This is a genomic window from Kitasatospora sp. NPDC114501, from assembly GCF_055633695.1.
This window is the reverse complement of the sequence record NZ_JBVKDS010000008.1, coordinates 208930-224133: the sequence shown is the minus strand read 5'-3', so window position 1 is coordinate 224133 and position 15204 is coordinate 208930. Positions and strand designations below refer to the sequence as shown.

Genomic DNA, 15204 nt, shown 5'->3' with positions numbered 1-15204 from the left:
AACAGAGCCGGATCAAGTCGTTGTCCACAGGCTGTGGGCAACCGGGGGCCGGAGGGGGCTGGTTTGACCCTCGTGCCCCGTCCCGCGTACCGTAACCAGGTCGAGTTGTCGATGGCCGCTGCCGCATGTCCGCGGGTCCACCCGCTCCATAAGGCGCGCAGCACGGGCGCCGTGGATTGCCTCAGACCCCAGCCGAACTGGGGCGATGGGTTGGATTTCCGAATCAGGGGAGATCACGCGGACGCACGGTGACGGCCAAGCGACCCCCCGTCATCCTACGATTCACCTCAGGAGCCCCCGAGTGAGCAAGCGCACCTTCCAGCCGAACAACCGTCGTCGCGCGAAGACCCACGGCTTCCGGCTGCGTATGCGTACCCGCGCCGGCCGCGCCATCCTGGCTGCCCGCCGTGGCAAGGGCCGCACCAGCCTGTCCGCCTGATCCGCGCCAGAGTCTGTTGTGCTGCCCTCCGAGAATCGGCTGCGGCGGCGCCAGGACTTCGCGACCGCGGTGAAACGCGGTCGCCGGGCCGGCCGGCCCCTTCTGGTCGTCCATCTCAGCAGAGACGGTGACCCGCAGGGGCAGACCGACGGGACCAGCGACTTCCGCCCGCACGTCGCCGAGGGGACTCCTTCGGCGCGTGCGGGTTTCGTCGTGAGCAAGGCCGTTGGCCCGGCGGTCGTCCGCAACCTGGTCAAGCGCCGGTTGCGCCACCTCGTTCGTGATCGTCTGTCCAGGCTGCCCGCCGGTAGCCTGATAGTGGTGCGTGCGCTGCCCCAGGCCGCGACCGCCTCGTACCAGGACCTCGAACGTGACCTGGACGCGGCACTGAAGCGGTTGCTGAGGACGGAGCCCGCCGCCACGGCGCCGACGGGAGCAGGGCGATGAAGTACCTGCTGATGGGTCTGATCAGGGTCTACCAGTGGACGATCAGCCCACTGCTCGGTCCGGTCTGCCGCTACTACCCCTCCTGCTCGCACTACGGCTACGAGGCCGTGAAGGTGCACGGGGCGGTCAAGGGCGGCGGACTGACCGCGTGGCGAATCCTGCGCTGCAATCCGTGGACGCCCGGCGGGGTCGATCACGTCCCGCCGCGCAAGCATCCGGTATGGCACCGGCGGTTGCGAGACTGGCTGAAGAGCCGGTCCGCCACCGGAGACCCGGTGACCGCCACTTCCGCCGGTCCGGACCCCGAGGGCCCGGCGACCATTGGCCCCGTGCGGCCGATCCACCTGTCCAAGGAGCCTGACCGGTGACCTTCTCCTTCCTGAATCCCCTGTACACAGCGGTGTCCTGGATCATCGTCCAGTTCCACTCGCTGTACAGCCACATCTTCGACCCGGACGGTGGCTGGGCCTGGGGTCTCGCCATCGCCTCGATGGTGGTCGTCATCCGGATCTGCCTGATCCCGCTCTTCGTGAAGCAGATCAAGGCGACCCGGGCCATGCAGGCGATCCAGCCGAAGATGAAGGCCATCCAGGAGCGCTACAAGAACGACCGGCAGCGCCAGTCCGAAGAGATGATGAAGCTGTACAAGGAGGCGGGTACCAACCCGTTCTCCAGCTGCCTTCCCATCCTCGTGCAGGCGCCGTTCTTCACCGCCCTCTACGGCGTGCTCGCCAAGGTCGCCAAGGGCCAGGACATCGGCGTCATCCACGGCGACCTGCTGGTGAGCGCCGGCAAGGCGCACATCTTCGGTGCCCCGCTCTCCGCCACCTTCGTCGGCAGCCCCGAGACCAGCGTCAAGATCGTCACCGCGGTGATGATCATCATGATGTCGCTGTCACAGTTCGTCACCCAGCGCCAGCTGATGACCAAGAACGTCGACCTCACGGTGAAGACGCCGTTCATGCAGCAGCAGAAGATGCTGATGTACGTCTTCCCGATCATGTTCGCCGTGATGGGCATCAACTTCCCGGTCGGTGTCCTGGTCTACTGGCTGACCACCAACGTCTGGTCGATGGGCCAGCAGCTGATCGTCATCCACAACAACCCGACCCCGGGCAGCAAGGCCTTCGAGGAGCGGCAGGCCCGCCTGAAGAAGGCCGGTCGACTGCGTCCGGACGGTACGGAGATCAAGGGCGCGCTCTGGGGCATGCTGCCTCCGTCCAAGGAGGCCGTCAGCGAGGCGGCCAGCGCCGCCGCGGTGGTCGAGGAGTCGGTGCAGACGCGCCGCCAGCAGCCCCGTCGGCAGAGCAAGTCGCAGCGCCAGCAGGGCGGAGCCGGGCAGCCGACCGCCGAGCTGGGCAAGGACGAGACCCCGGCCGAGGAGCCCGCCGACACTGCTCCGGCCGACTCCACCCCCGCTGAGTCCGGGGGCCGGCCGGCGGCCGCCAAGCAGGCCTCGGCCAAGCCCGCCGGCACCAGGCAGGGCACCAGGCAGCAGCCGAAGCGCGGTGGCGGCCAGCGGCCGAAGAAGAAGTCCTGACCGGCCCCGAGCCCGTGGTGACAGCCGCGAAGAGCTTCGTCCCCGGCCCGACAGACGGGCCCATCTCCGAAGGAGTCCATCAGTGACGGAAGGCACCACCTCCATCGTCGAGGCCGAGGCCGCCGCCAACGCCGACGAGAGCCTCATCTCCCGACTGGAGCAGGAGGGCGACATCGCGGCGGACTACCTGGAGGGTCTGCTCGACATCGCGGACCTCGACGGTGACATCGACATGGACGTCGAGGGCGACCGTGCCCTGGTCTCCATCGTCAGTGACGGCAACGACCGCGCGCTCCAGCGCCTGGTCGGCCAGGACGGCGAGGTGCTGGAGGCACTCCAGGAGCTGACCCGGTTGGCTGTCCACCGGGAGACCGGCGAGCGCAGCCGCCTCATGCTGGACATTGCCGGCTTCCGGGCCCGCAAGCGCGAGGAGCTGGCGGTGCTCGGTGCCAGGGCCGCCGAGCAGGCCAGGAGCACCGGTGAGCAGGTCAGGCTGCAGCCGATGACGCCCTTCGAGCGCAAGGTCGTCCACGACGCGGTCGCCGCGGCCGGCCTGCGCAGCGAGTCCGAGGGCGAAGAGCCCCAGCGGTTCGTGGTCGTGCTGCCGGTCTGAGGCCGACAGGTCGACGACCGGCCGCCGCGGCGGCCGGAGAGCTTCACCGGACGCGACCCCGTCCGCCTCGTGCGGGCGGGGTCGTCGTCCCTTCTGGGTTGTTTCACGTGAAACAGTGCGTTGAGCGGGTCGGTGGATCCGGGGATCGGAGAGGTCGAGATGGACACGGAGAACGCGGCTGCCGGCCGGCCGGGGGCGGACGTGGACCCGGCCGCTGAGGGGCGGGCCACCGAGCTGGGGCAGTTGGCCGAGGCGCCGGCGGTCGCCCGGGAGGTCTTCGGGGAGCGCTACGACGCCGCGGTCCGCTACACCGAGCTGCTGGCCACCGCGGGCGTCCAGCGCGGGCTGATCGGGCCCCGCGAGGTGCCCCGGCTCTGGGACCGCCACGTGCTGAACTGCGCGGTGCTGGCCGAGCTGCTGCCCGCAGGCATCACCCTGTGCGACGTCGGCTCCGGTGCCGGCCTGCCGGGCATCCCGGTGGCGCTGGCCCGTCCGGACGTCTCGGTGACGCTGCTGGAGCCGCTGCTGCGCCGGACCACCTTCCTGGAGGAGGTCGTCCGGGAGCTGGGGCTGGACAACGTCACGGTGCTGCGCGGCCGCGCCGAGGAGATGGTCGGCAAGCTCGCGGTGGACGTGGTGACCGCCCGGGCGGTGGCGCCGCTGGACCGGCTGGCCGGCTGGGGCATGCCGCTGCTGCGCCCGCACGGGCAGATGCTGGCGCTCAAGGGGGACAGCGCGGAGCAGGAGCTGGCCGACTCGCGGGCCGGGCTGGCCAGGCTGGGCGCGGTCGAGTGGACCGTCATCGCGGTCGGTGAGGGCACCCTGGAGACTTCGACCCGGGTGGTCCAGGTGAAGGCGGGGGAGAGCCCCGGCGGGGTGAAGGCGGCCACCCGTCGCGCCAAGGCGGCGCGGGCGGGCCGCAACGCGACCGTCCGCAACGGCGAGCGCGGCCGGAGCGGGCGGCGCCGCAGCCGCTGATCCGGGGTGACGCCGGAAACGTGACGCCGTAGACGTGACGCCGGGAACGTGACGGCGACGGGCGGACGGGCCTCCTGGACGGGAGGAGCGTCCGCCCGTCGTCGTTCAGGTGACGGTCGGGCCGACGCGGGAAAGCCGGAGTGTCGCAACGTCAGATTTCCGGCATAGCGGGCATGGTGTTTCACGTGAAACGTCGCTCCCTGCTCTCGGGCATCCTCCGCCGCGACCGGGCGGTGACTGTTGCCGCTCCGGTTTCACGTGAAACACTGACCCCCATGCAGGACTCGGAGACCGTCGACCAGATCGACGACACGCCCATCGCACGGGCTGCCCAGGCCGCGGTCCGGGCGATCGGCCGAGCGGGTGAGGGACTGCCCCGGCCGGCCGCCGCCCGGGTGATCGTGGTCGCCAACCAGAAGGGTGGGGTGGGCAAGACCACCACCACCGTGAACATGGCCGCCTCGCTCGCCATGCACGGCCTGCGCGTCCTGGTCGTCGACCTCGACCCCCAGGGCAACGCCTCCACCGCGCTCGGCATCGACCACCACGCCGAGGTGCCGTCCATCTACGACGTCCTGGTGGAGGGCAAGCCGCTGGCCGACGTGGTGCAGCCGGTGCGCGACGTCGAGGGGCTGTTCTGCGTCCCCGCCACCATCGACCTGGCCGGCGCCGAGATCGAGCTGGTCTCCCTGGTGGCCCGGGAGAGCCGGCTCCAGCGCGCCATCGCCGCCTACGAGCAGCCGCTCGACTACATCCTGATCGACTGTCCGCCCTCGCTCGGCCTGCTGACGGTCAACGCCCTGGTCGCCGGCCGGGAGGTGCTGATCCCGATCCAGTGCGAGTACTACGCGCTGGAGGGCCTGGGCCAGCTGCTGCGCAACGTCGAGCTGGTGCGTGCGCACCTCAACCCCGAGCTGCACGTGTCGACCATCCTGCTCACCATGTACGACGCCCGGACCAGGCTGGCCGCCCAGGTCGCCGAGGAGGTCCGGACCCACTTCCAGCAAGAGGTGCTGAGCACGGCGATCCCGCGCTCGGTCCGCATCTCGGAGGCGCCCAGCTACGGGCAGACGGTGCTCACCTACGACCCGGGTTCGACCGGGGCCCTCTCCTACCTGGAGGCCGCCCGGGAGCTCGCGCTGCGCGCGGTGGGCCAGGGCGGATCGCTGGTGGGTCAGCAGCGGGACGGCCAGCAGGGGCACGGCGCCCCGGCGGCACAGCACGGCACGACGGAGGGTCATCAGTGAGTGGTCGCAGGGGTCTGGGGAAGGGGCTCGGGGCACTGCTCCCGTCGGCTCCGCCGGCGGTCGACGGGGCGGCGGCGCAGCCCGCGCCGGCCGCGCCCGCGGCGGCCTCGGTGGTGACGACCGGCGCGGTCTCGCCGACCGCGGTGCCGGTGCTGCCGAACGGCCGGGGGACGGTCGCGGCCCGGGCTTCCCGCGCGGCCGAGGCGGTCGAGGCCACCGGCGCGCGGTTCGCCGAGCTGCCGCTGGACTCGATCACCCCCAACCCGCGCCAGCCGCGTGAGGTCTTCGACGAGGACAAGCTGGCCGAGCTGGTCACCTCCATCAAGGAGGTCGGTCTGCTCCAGCCGATCGTGGTGCGCCAGGTCGGCCTGGACAGCTTCGAGCTGATCATGGGTGAGCGCCGCTGGCGCGCCTCCCGGGAGGCCGGGCTGGAACGGATCCCGGCGATCGTCCGGGCCACCGAGGACGACAAGCTGCTGCTGGACGCCCTCCTGGAGAACCTGCACCGCGCCGCGCTGAACCCGCTGGAGGAGGCGGCCGCCTACGACCAGCTGCTGCGCGACTTCGCCTGCACCCACGAGGAGCTGGCCGACCGGATCGGCCGCTCGCGCGAGTACGTCTCCAACACCCTGCGGCTGATGAAGCTCACGCCGTCCGTCCAGCGCCGGCTGGTGGCCGGGACGCTGATGGCCGGACACGCGCGGGCGCTGCTCGGGGTGCCGGACGCCGACGAGCAGGAGCGGCTGGCGAAGCGGATCATCGCGGAGGGTCTCACGGTGCGCAACATCGAGGAGATCGTCAAGGTGATGAAGCTGGAGGAGAAGCCCAAGCGCCAGGCACCCAAGGCGGGCAAGCTGAACTCCCCGGCCTTCGCCGACCTGGCGAGCCGGCTGTCCGACCGCTTCGACACCCGGGTCAAGGTCGAGGTGTCGCAGCGCGGCGGCAAGCTGGGCAAGGGCAAGGTGGTGCTGGAGTTCGGTTCGGTGGAGGACCTGAACCGGATCCTGGACAGCATGGCGCCCGGCGAGGACGGTCTGCGGCTGTCACAGGGCTGAGCCGGACCGGCCCGGCCGAGGGCGACGACCCGAGGGTGCGTGTTCCACGTGAGCGCTGTTTCACGTGAAACATGCACCCTTCGGCGTTGGTGGGGGAATGCTCGACCGTGAGAGGGAGGAGGAGGTGCGGCCATGGGACGGCGGATCGCTCCGCTGACGCTGGACAACCTCGGGGACCTGCCGACCGGCTGTCGCTCCTGCGTGTTCTGGGAGCTGGACCCGGTCAGCGCGAAGGATGCGGTGGAGTCGGGCAAACCGGAGCTGGAGAAGGAGGGGTGGATCTCCACGGTGCTGCTGGAGTGGGGCTCCTGCGGCCGGATCGTCTACGTGGACGACCGGCCCGCCGGGTTCGTGCTGTACGCGCCGCCCGCCTACGTCCCCCGCTCGCAGTCCTTCCCGACCAGCCCGGTCTCGCCGGACGCCGTCCAGCTGATGGTCAGCCGGGTGCTGCCGGGCTACCAGCGCCAGGGGCTCGGCCGGGTGCTGGTGCAGACCGTGGTCAAGGACCTGATCGGGCGCGGGGTGCGGGCGATCGAGGCCTTCGGCTCGTCCGGGCGGGTGCCGACCGGTTGCGTGCTGCCGGCCGACCACCTGCTCGCGGTGGGCTTCAAGACCGTCCGACCGCATCCGCGGTACCCCCGACTGCGGCTGGAGGCCAGGACCACGCTCTCCTGGCGGGGCGACGTGGAGGGGGCGCTGGAGCGGCTGCTGGGCGGCGGGCGCAAGGAGCCGGCGCTGCGGCCCTTCTAGGGACCGACGGAACGACGACGGCGGCGGGGCTCCCCATCGAGGGGGAGCCCCGCCGCCGTGTGGTCGACGACCGGGAGGCCTAGATGAACTCGGCCAGCTCGCGCAGCAGCGCGGCCTTCGGGCGGGCGCCGGTGATGGACTTCACCGGCTCGCCGTCTTTGTAGACGATCAGGGTCGGGATTGAGATGACGTTGTACTGGGCAGCGGTCTGCTGGTTGGCGTCCACGTCGAGCTTGGCGATGGTGATCTTGTCGCCGTGCTCGGCCGCGATGTCCTCCAGGACCGGGGCGACCTGGCGGCACGGGCCGCACCAGGTGGCCCAGAAGTCGACCAGTACGGGCTTCTCGCTCTTCAGGACGTCGTTCTCGAACGTCGCGTCGGTGACGGTGGTGGTGGCGCCGGCCACGGGAACTCCTCGGGATCGGACGGAGGGGGCTGCTGCCAGGAGAACAACGGAGGGGTCCGTTCTGTTTCTGCCCGGCCGGGGCGGGGGCGTTTCACGTGGAACACCCCCGCGAGGTGGAGCGGGGAGGGGCTCAGACCGCCACGGCGGCGGCCTTGGCCTCCAGGTCGTCCAGCGAGGCCAGGTAGCGCTCGGCGTCCAGGGCGGAGGAGCAGCCGGTGCCCGCGGCGGTGATGGCCTGGCGGTAGGTGTGGTCCACGACGTCGCCGGCGCCGAACACGCCGGGGATGTTGGTGCGGGTCGAGGGGGCCTCGACCTTGAGGTAGCCCTCGGCGTCCAGGTCCAGCTGGCCCTTGAAGAGCTCGGTGCGCGGGTCGTGGCCGATCGCGATGAACAGGCCGGTGACGGCCAGCTCGCGGGTCTCGCCGGTGGTGGTGTCGCGCAGGGTGACGCCGCTCAGCTTCGGGTCGCCGTGGATGGCCTCGACCGCGCTGTCCCACTCGAAGCGGATCTTCGGGTCGGCGAAGGCGCGCTCCTGCATCGCCTTGGAGGCGCGCAGGGTGTCCCGGCGGTGGATGATCGTGACGCTCCTGGCGAAGCGGGAGAGGAAGGTCGCCTCCTCCAGGGCGGTGTCGCCGCCGCCGACCACCGCGATGTCCTGGTCGCGGAAGAAGAAGCCGTCGCAGGTGGCGCACCAGGAGACGCCGCGGCCGGAGAGCTTGTCCTCGTTCGGCAGGCCGAGCTTGCGGTGCTGGGAGCCGGTGGTGACGATCACGGCGCGCGCCTTGTGAACGTTGCCCTCGGAGTCGGTGACGGTCTTGATGTCACCGGTGAGGTCGACCGCGACGATGTCGTCGGGGATCAGCTCGGCGCCGAAGCGCTCGGCCTGGGCCCGCATGTTGTCCATCAGCTCGGGGCCCATGATGCCGTCCCGGAAGCCCGGGAAGTTCTCGACCTCGGTGGTGTTCATCAGCGCACCACCGGCGGTGACGGCCCCCTCGAAGACCAGCGGCTTGAGGGAGGCACGGGCCGTGTAGAGCGCTGCCGTGTACCCGGCCGGGCCGGAACCGATGATGATGACGTTACGGACGTCGCTCACTGCTTCTCCTGGTTCGCATCGCGACCCGCGTTTGCTGCGGGGAGGGCGGTCCTGCTCCGCCGCCCGGGACAACGACTGACCAGTGTCTCGCATTCCCAGGCGGATCAGTACCAGGCGCCCGAACTCCGGAAGCGGCGTGCCGCCGTCGGCGTGGATCGCATGGGAACCGTCGGTCAGTGGCTGGGAACGGCCTGGTGGAGGAGGACCGGGCCGCAGTCGGGGGAGCGCAGGTAGACGTCGACGAAACCGGGCCGGCCGGGCAGCGGGTAGACCAGGACGTCGACCGGGGCGCCGTGGTATTCGCCCCGGTCGGTGGCCAGCGGGGTGCCGGCGGCGGGGGCCGGGCAGTCCGAGCCCGTGGGGGAGGGCGAGTCGGGCTCCGGTCGGGCGCCGTCGGCGGGCAGGGCGCCCTCGGACGCGGCGGGCCCGGTGGCCCACAGCCCGGGCACCTTCTCCGAGCGGGCCAGCAACTGCCGGACCTGGGCGGCGAGCGCGTCCTCGCGGTAGTCGGTGCCGGGGGCGGCGGCGGTGCCGGTGGCCGTGGTGTGCGGGGCGCGGGCGTCGTGGCTGTCGGAGGTGGCGGTCGGGGCGCCGCCCGCGCTGGCCGTCACCGTGCCGGACCGGTCGTCGGGGTGCTGGAGCAGTACGCCGCCGAGCCCGAGCGCGGCCAGGGCGGCGGCGGTGCCGAGCAGCAGGGCGAACCGCCGCCGACGGGCGCGGACGCGGCCGGGGCCGGTCGCGGAGCCGGACCCGCCGGCGGGCCGCTCGCCGGCGGGCCGGGAGGGACCGGCGGTGGACGGCGTGACGGGTGCCGTGGCGGCCGGTGCGGGCCGGGCCGGGCCCTCGGTCCGGCGGTCGGCCGCAGTGGCCTCCTGGGCCCGCTCGGCGGCCTCGGCCAGCGCCGCGTCCAGCCGGGCGGCGACGTCGGCCGGCATCGGCGGGGTCTCGACGTCGCCGAGCAGCGCCTGCACCTCGGCGAGCGCGTCGACCGTCTCGCGGCACTCGGCGCAGCCGTCCAGGTGCCGCCGCAGCGCCCCGGCGGTCTCGGGGGAGTCGACCAGCCCTTCGGCGAGGTCGGCCAGTCGCTCGACCGGGGGGTGGTCGTCGGCGGGGTCGGGGAAGGAGGGGTGGGCGTTCATCGGGTGCTCGCGTCTCCTTCCAGGACCGTCCGACCGGTGCTCGTCCCTGTGACGGGTCCGGGGCGCTTCGGGTTCCCCGGGGTGTTCCGGCGTGGTGGGGCCGAGCCGGGGGCGGGTGGTGTTTCACGTGAAACACCCGGCTCGCGCAGGTGCCGGACCAGGGGGAGGAGCCGGGCCCGGCCGCGTGCGCAGCGGCTCTTCACGGTGCCCACCGGGACACCGAGCAACGCGGCCGCCTCGGCCACCGGGTAGCCCTGCATGTCGACCAGCACCAGCGCGGCCCGCTGCTCGGCGGGCAGTTCGGCGAGCGCCGCGGTCACCTCGCGGTGCAGTTCGGCCCGGACCACCGGGGAGTCGGCCGGCTCGGCGGTGCCGACCAGGATGTCCAGCCGCTGCGGGTCGTCGCCGAGCGGGGCGGTGCGGCGGGTGGCGGTGCGCCGGGCGCGGTCCAGGCAGGCGTTGACCACGATCCGGTGCAGCCAGGTGGTGACCGCGGCGCGGCCCTGGAAGCCGGCTGCGGCGCGGAAGGCGGAGACCAGGGCGTCCTGGAGCGCGTCGGCGGCCTCCTCGCGGTCGCCCAGGGTGCGCAGGGCGACCGCCCAGAGCCGGTCGCGGTGGCGGTCCACCAGCAGGCCGAAGGCCTCCGGGTCGCCCGCGACGTGCCGGGCGAGCAGCGCCGCGTCGTCGTCCGTTCCTGTCACCCCTCGACCCCTCGCCGTCGTGCCGGGTCCGCCGTACCCGGTCAGCCGGAGACCTTGACCTCCGCGACCTGGCCGACGAAGTGGCCGACGTTATCCTTCGGCAGAGCGGTGAGCCAGATCAAGAGGTAGCGCGTGGTGACCGGGGCGTCGAGGGTGTACTCGACGTTGGTCCCGGTCTGCCTGCCCACCACCGTGAAGCCCTCCGGCCTGGCCTGCGCCGGGTTGGCGGCGGCGGCCGCGGTGGGCACCCGCAGTTCCGCGGTGTGCTCGCCGACGAACTGGACGTTCACCGAGGAGACCGTCTGCGACGAGCCGAGGTCGATGATCAGGCCGGTGCCCGACTTGAGGGCGGGCGGCTTGGTACCGAACTGGTCGTTGTACCACTGGGTGTTCCAGGTGGTGTTCACGTCGTTGTCGACGGCCTTCGCGGCGTTCCCGTCGGACCCCTCGCCCAGCGGGTTGTACGACTGGGCGCCCTTGATCGCGATCGGCGCCGGGTTGTGGGTGCTGGCCTGCGGGTGCGGCGCGCTGCTGCTGACCGACGGGAGCGGTGACGCGGTGGCCGACCCGGTGTGGCGCAGGCTGTCGACGAACTGCCAGGAGGCGACGCCGATCGCACCCAGGGCGACCGTCCAGGCGGTGGCCTTGACCACCCGGCGCAGCCGCCGCCGGGCGCGCCGGGAGGAGGTCGGGCGGGAGGAGGCCGGCAGCGGGGCGACGGTGGTGTCGGCCACCCGGGTCGGGTTGGGCGCGGTGGGCAGCGCGTGGGTGTTGTGCCGGGGCGGGGTCGGGAAGGCGGGCAGCTCCGGCTCGGGCTGGCGGATCCGGGGCATCTGGGCGATCGCCCGGACCAGCTCCTCCGGCGTGTTGATCGGCTGGGCGTGGTGCGGCGGCTGGTCGAACAGGGCCCGTGCGGCTAGTTCTGACAGGCCCTTGTGGACGCCGGCGCGGACCTGGTCCGGTGCGGCGTTCTGGAGGTCCTTGGGCAGGCCCTTGAGGTCGTAGCGGTCCTCCGGGTACGGCCAGCGGTGGGTGAGCGCGGCGAACAGCAGTGCGCCGATCGCGCGGGTGTCGGCCCGCTGGGCGTCCTCGGCGTCCTCGCCGGGAAGGCCGCGCAGGGCGGCGTCCACCGCGATGCCGTTGATCCGGTACTGGCCGCTGTCGGTGCGCAGCACGCAGCGCGGGGTAAGCCGCAGGTGGGCCTGGCCGCGCCGGTGGGCGGCCGCGACGGCGTCGGCTACCTGGCGGACCATCTGGTACGCCTCGTGCGGCTCCATCGGGCCGTTCGCCAGCAGCCTGGCCAGGTCGGAGGAGTGCGGCAGCCACTCCCGCACGACGTAGACCAGCTCGCCCTCGTGGACGGCGTCCAGCACCTGGACGAAGCGCGGGTCGCCGAGCAGGGCGGCGGACTTGGCCGCGGCCAGCACCTTGCGGGCCCGCTGGTGGCCGGAGGCCATCAGGTGGACGCCGACCGCCCGGCGCAGCTTCTCGTCGACGGCGCGCCAGCTGCTGAAGGTCTCGGTCTGGGAGATGCACTCCTCCAACCGGTACCGGTGGCCGATCATGTCGCCGCTGCGGCGCTGCGGGGCGGGGAGGGTGCGCGGGAGGGTGGCGGTGTCGCGCGGGTCGACCGTGGGCTGCGGGTCGGTGGGGCGGCGCGCGGGGCGGGCGGGTTCGGGGTCGGGCTTCTTCCGGGGGGAGCCGGCGGCCAGCTCGGCGCGGAGCTCCTGGACCGAGAGCGGGGCGGTGATCTCCGAGGTCTCCTCGCCGACGGCGGACCCCGGGCCCGCGGCCGGTGCGTCGTCTTCTTCCTCGTCCTCTTCCTCGTCCGCCTCGGTGCGCCCGGGGGCGGCGGTGGCGTCCTCGCGGGCGTCCGCGGAGGTGCTCGCGGCGGCGTCCTCCGAGCCCGCGAGCTCGTCGATCGCCGCGGCCAGCGCGGCCTCGTCCGTCGCCGCGTCAGCTGCTGACGTGTCGACGACCGCCTTGGTGCCATCAGCCACCGTGGTCCTGCCTCCCCTTGTGTCGCCCCGGCCTGAGAGAGTCGCTGGAGCCCGAGGGTCGGCGGCCCTGTGCTCCAGGACAATTGTGCCCACTCTTCTCCACCGGGTACGACCGCTGAGGCGTCCGCTCGGTTGCATACGGGTGGAGAGATGTGGTGCAGATCCGACACCGGGTCGCCATCCGGCGGCCGGGCGGACCCGAACCGACCGGTGACCCAGCACTCGGCCGGACGAGCGGAGGAGCGCCTCGCTCCGGTTGACGCCCGGTCAGGGCGCCCGCTCGTCCGGCCGGTGGTCGGCCGGTCAGCGGCCCAGCCGGCCGCGGACCATGCCCAGCATGGAGTTGAGCTCCTCGATCCGCAGGCGCTTCGCGATGAGCACGAAGACCGCCAGCTGGAGGCCGCCGGCCACGACCAGGGCGAGGATGTTTCCCGCCCAGCCGCCGAGCACCTGCTGGACGCCCAGGCTGGCGCCGAGGCCGACCAGGGCGGCCGGGACGCAGGCGGCGGCCAGCCGGCTGTACGTCCGGCCGATCCGCTTGGTGTCCAGCCCGCCGATCCGCTTCTTCAGCTTCGGCATCGCGACCATCACCCCGATGGCGTAGGCCAGGCCGTAGCCGAAGGCGATGCCGGTCACCGTCCACTCGGCGGGCAGCACCAGCCAGCACAGCAGCGCGAAGCCGGCCTGGCAGGCCGCGACCCACACCGTGTTGGAGAACGGGGTGCGGGTGTCCTCGTAGGCGTAGAAGCCGCGGAGCATCACGTACTGGGCGGAGTACGGGATCAGGCCCAGCGCGAACGCGGAGAGCATCAGGCCGATGTTGGTGGCATCGTTCAGGACGGTGTCGTTGCCGCCGACCGCGTAGATCGCCCGGCCGACCACCGGACCGAGCGACAGGAACAGGAAGGCCGCCGGGACGACCGCCACCGCGGTGGTGCGCAGCCCGTAGGAGATGTCGTCGCGGACCGCGCCGGCGTCCTCGTCCGCCGCCGCCCGGGAGAGCCGGGGGAGCACCGCGCTCATGATCGAGACGGTGATCACGGCCTGCGGCAGCTGCCAGATCAGCAGCGCGTTGGAGAACGCGGCCAGGCCGACACCGCCGTGGCCGGAGGCCGACGCGGCGTCGCCCGCCTTGGTGGACAGCTGGGTGATCACCAGGTAGCCGGCCTGGTTGGCGAGCACGAAGAAGAACGTCCACTTGGCCAGCCGGGCGGCCTTGCCCAGGCCGTGGCCGCGCCAGTCGAAGCGGGGCCGGAAGCGGAACTCGGCGGCCCGCAGGTACGGGATCATCGCCAGCGACTGGACGACCAGGCCGATCAGGGTGCCGAGGCCGAGCAGCCGCACGCCCTCGGGGGAGATGCCCTCCGGGGTGACGTGGGTGGTGCCGAACCCGCCGTAGACCCAGAGGTAGGCGGAGAAGGTGAAGATCACCACGATGTTGTTCAGGACCGGGGTCCACATCATCGCGCCGAAGCGGCCGCGGGCGTTGAGGATCTGGCCCATCACCACGTGGATGCCCATGAAGAAGATGGTCGGCAGGCAGTAGCGCGCCATCGCCACCGTGGTCTCGGCGCGCTCCGGGTTGGCCATCATCGGGTGGGCGATCAGCTGCACGAGCACGGGTGCCCCGAGCACGGCGAGGAAGACCACGCCGCCGAGTCCGACCATCACCAGGGTGAGCAGCCGGTTGGCGTACGCGGTGCCGCCGTCCTCGTCGTTCTTCATGCTGCGCACCAGCTGCGGCACGAAGACGGCGTTCAGCGCGCCGCCGCCGATCAGGATGTACAGCAGGGTCGGCAGGGTGTTCGCCGCGTTGTACGAGTCGCCCATCACGCCGACGCCGATGGCCGCGGTGATCACCATGGTCCGGACGAAGCCGGTGCCGCGGGAGACCAGCGTGCCGGCCGCCATGATCGCGCTGGAGTTCAGCAGGCTGGAGACCTTGCCGCCGCCGGCCGCCTTGGCCGGCCCGGACTCCTGCCCGGCGGCCCGCTCGTCGGCGGCGACGTCCGCGAGCGGCTCGACCGCCGGGGGCACCGCGACGGCGGCCACCTGCATGGTGGCCTCCTCCTCGGAGAGCGGCGGGTCGAACTCGATCGGCGGCACGAAGTGGTGCTGCCCGCCCGGAGCGCCGCCGTTCTGCGGCTGCCCCGGGTAGCCGCCCGTCTGCGGGTACGGCGCGGGGCCGGGCGCAGGGGCGGTCGGCCGGCCCGGCTGGGGGGCCGGAGCGGGCTGCGGGACCGGCGGCTGGGCCGCGGCCTGCGCCGGACCGCCGCCGAACAGCGCGTCCACCCCGACGTACTCGGTGGTCTCGGAGTCCCAGGCGGAGTGCGCCGGGCCCGGCTCCCACTGCGGCCGGGGCTGCTCGACGCCGCCCCAGTGGCCGCCGGCGGCCTGCGCGGGGGCCTGCCCCTGCGGCCAGGCGGCCTGCGCCGGGGTGTCCCAGCCGGGCTGCACCGGCGGCACCGGCGCGGCGAACTGCTCCGGGAACTGCTCCGGGGCCTGGTACGGGGTCGGCGGCACCGGCGTGGGGTAGCCGCCGGCCTGCGGCGGCAGCTGCGGCGGCACGTCGTACGCGGCGGCCGGCGGCTGGGGCGCGGCGGGCCGACCGGCCCGCAGACCGTACGGGTCCTGGCCGTCCTGCGGGTGCCCGTAAGCGTCCGCCGCGTACGGGTCCTGGGCGTAGGTGTCGGCCACGTACCAGTCGCCGGACGGCGACTCGGCGCCCGGCCGGCTCTCACCGCGGCCCGGCGGCCGCTCCTCGCTGCGCCCGGTCATGTCACCTCTTCGCTG

Annotated in this window: 15 protein-coding genes; 9 read left to right on the top strand and 6 right to left on the bottom strand. The window is 72.9% G+C overall.

Features of this window, described 5'->3' with window-relative positions:
- Positions 1-301 precede the first annotated feature (301 nt).
- The 9 genes from rpmH (at position 302) to ACZ7RU_RS17075 (ending at position 7069) form a co-directional block, all read left to right on the top strand.
- The gene (rpmH, locus tag ACZ7RU_RS17115) at positions 302-439 is read left to right on the top strand and encodes a 50S ribosomal protein L34 (protein ID WP_030392420.1); all 138 of its coding nucleotides are present in this window, start codon (positions 302-304) and stop codon (positions 437-439) included.
- A gap of 18 nt (positions 440-457) precedes the next feature.
- Positions 458-886 (top strand): ribonuclease P protein component, encoded by a 429-nt coding sequence (gene rnpA / locus ACZ7RU_RS17110; RefSeq protein ID WP_387760621.1) that lies wholly within the window; start codon positions 458-460, stop codon positions 884-886.
- Entirely contained in the window at positions 883-1254 is a 372-nt protein-coding gene (yidD, locus tag ACZ7RU_RS17105; protein ID WP_387760620.1) for a membrane protein insertion efficiency factor YidD, read from the top strand. The genes rnpA and yidD overlap by 4 nt, the downstream gene beginning before the upstream one ends.
- Entirely contained in the window at positions 1251-2426 is a 1176-nt protein-coding gene (gene yidC / locus ACZ7RU_RS17100; protein WP_470341747.1) for a membrane protein insertase YidC, read from the top strand. The genes yidD and yidC overlap by 4 nt, the downstream gene beginning before the upstream one ends.
- 82 nt (positions 2427-2508) lie before the next feature.
- Entirely contained in the window at positions 2509-3039 is a 531-nt protein-coding gene (locus tag ACZ7RU_RS17095; RefSeq protein ID WP_470341746.1) for a Jag family protein, read from the top strand.
- A 159-nt stretch (positions 3040-3198) separates the two neighbouring features.
- Positions 3199-4017 (top strand): 16S rRNA (guanine(527)-N(7))-methyltransferase RsmG, encoded by an 819-nt coding sequence (gene rsmG / locus ACZ7RU_RS17090; RefSeq protein WP_470341745.1) that lies wholly within the window; start codon positions 3199-3201, stop codon positions 4015-4017.
- Between the two features lie 173 nt (positions 4018-4190).
- The gene (locus ACZ7RU_RS17085) at positions 4191-5264 is read left to right on the top strand and encodes a ParA family protein (protein ID WP_470341744.1); all 1074 of its coding nucleotides are present in this window, start codon (positions 4191-4193) and stop codon (positions 5262-5264) included.
- Positions 5261-6319: a ParB/RepB/Spo0J family partition protein gene (locus tag ACZ7RU_RS17080; RefSeq protein WP_470341743.1), complete on the top strand. Its 1059-nt coding sequence runs from the start codon at positions 5261-5263 to the stop codon at positions 6317-6319. The genes ACZ7RU_RS17085 and ACZ7RU_RS17080 overlap by 4 nt, the downstream gene beginning before the upstream one ends.
- 132 nt (positions 6320-6451) lie before the next feature.
- Positions 6452-7069, top strand: a complete 618-nt coding sequence (locus tag ACZ7RU_RS17075; protein ID WP_470341742.1) for a GNAT family N-acetyltransferase — start codon at positions 6452-6454, stop codon at positions 7067-7069.
- Between the two features lie 79 nt (positions 7070-7148).
- Here ACZ7RU_RS17075 and trxA read toward each other — a convergent pair whose 3' ends face one another.
- The 6 genes from trxA to murJ all read right to left on the bottom strand — a co-directional run bounded on the left by trxA (position 7149) and on the right by murJ (position 15189).
- Positions 7149-7475 carry a thioredoxin gene (gene trxA, locus ACZ7RU_RS17070; protein ID WP_387751947.1) on the bottom strand — a complete coding sequence of 109 codons (327 nt, stop codon included), beginning with the start codon at positions 7473-7475 and terminating at the stop codon, positions 7149-7151.
- A gap of 130 nt (positions 7476-7605) precedes the next feature.
- On the bottom strand, positions 7606-8571 hold the full coding sequence (gene trxB, locus ACZ7RU_RS17065; protein WP_470341741.1) for a thioredoxin-disulfide reductase: 966 nt from the start codon (positions 8569-8571) through the stop codon (positions 7606-7608).
- 173 nt (positions 8572-8744) lie between these two features.
- Positions 8745-9710 (bottom strand): hypothetical protein, encoded by a 966-nt coding sequence (locus ACZ7RU_RS17060; RefSeq protein WP_470341740.1) that lies wholly within the window; start codon positions 9708-9710, stop codon positions 8745-8747.
- Positions 9707-10411, bottom strand: a complete 705-nt coding sequence (sigM, locus tag ACZ7RU_RS17055) for an RNA polymerase sigma factor SigM (protein ID WP_470341739.1) — start codon at positions 10409-10411, stop codon at positions 9707-9709. Before sigM ends, ACZ7RU_RS17060 begins: the two co-directional genes overlap by 4 nt.
- Positions 10412-10452: 41 nt before the next feature.
- Entirely contained in the window at positions 10453-12411 is a 1959-nt protein-coding gene (locus ACZ7RU_RS17050; RefSeq protein WP_470341738.1) for a protein kinase family protein, read from the bottom strand.
- Between the two features lie 303 nt (positions 12412-12714).
- Positions 12715-15189 (bottom strand): murein biosynthesis integral membrane protein MurJ, encoded by a 2475-nt coding sequence (gene murJ, locus ACZ7RU_RS17045; RefSeq protein ID WP_470341737.1) that lies wholly within the window; start codon positions 15187-15189, stop codon positions 12715-12717.
- Positions 15190-15204: the final 15 nt, after the last annotated feature.

Bases quoted from the DNA above. Each gene is read 5' to 3' on its own strand.
- yidD (WP_387760620.1), top strand. From the start codon at position 883: ATGAAGTACCTGCTGATGGGTCTGATCAGGGTCTACCAGTGGACGATC.
- rsmG (WP_470341745.1), top strand. From the start codon at position 3,199: ATGGACACGGAGAACGCGGCTGCCGGCCGGCCGGGGGCGGACGTGGAC.
- ACZ7RU_RS17060 (WP_470341740.1), bottom strand. From the start codon at position 9,710: ATGAACGCCCACCCCTCCTTCCCCGACCCCGCCGACGACCACCCCCCG.
- murJ (WP_470341737.1), bottom strand. From the start codon at position 15,189: ATGACCGGGCGCAGCGAGGAGCGGCCGCCGGGCCGCGGTGAGAGCCGG.
- ACZ7RU_RS17085 (WP_470341744.1), top strand. From the start codon at position 4,191: ATGGTGTTTCACGTGAAACGTCGCTCCCTGCTCTCGGGCATCCTCCGC.
- ACZ7RU_RS17075 (WP_470341742.1), top strand. From the start codon at position 6,452: ATGGGACGGCGGATCGCTCCGCTGACGCTGGACAACCTCGGGGACCTG.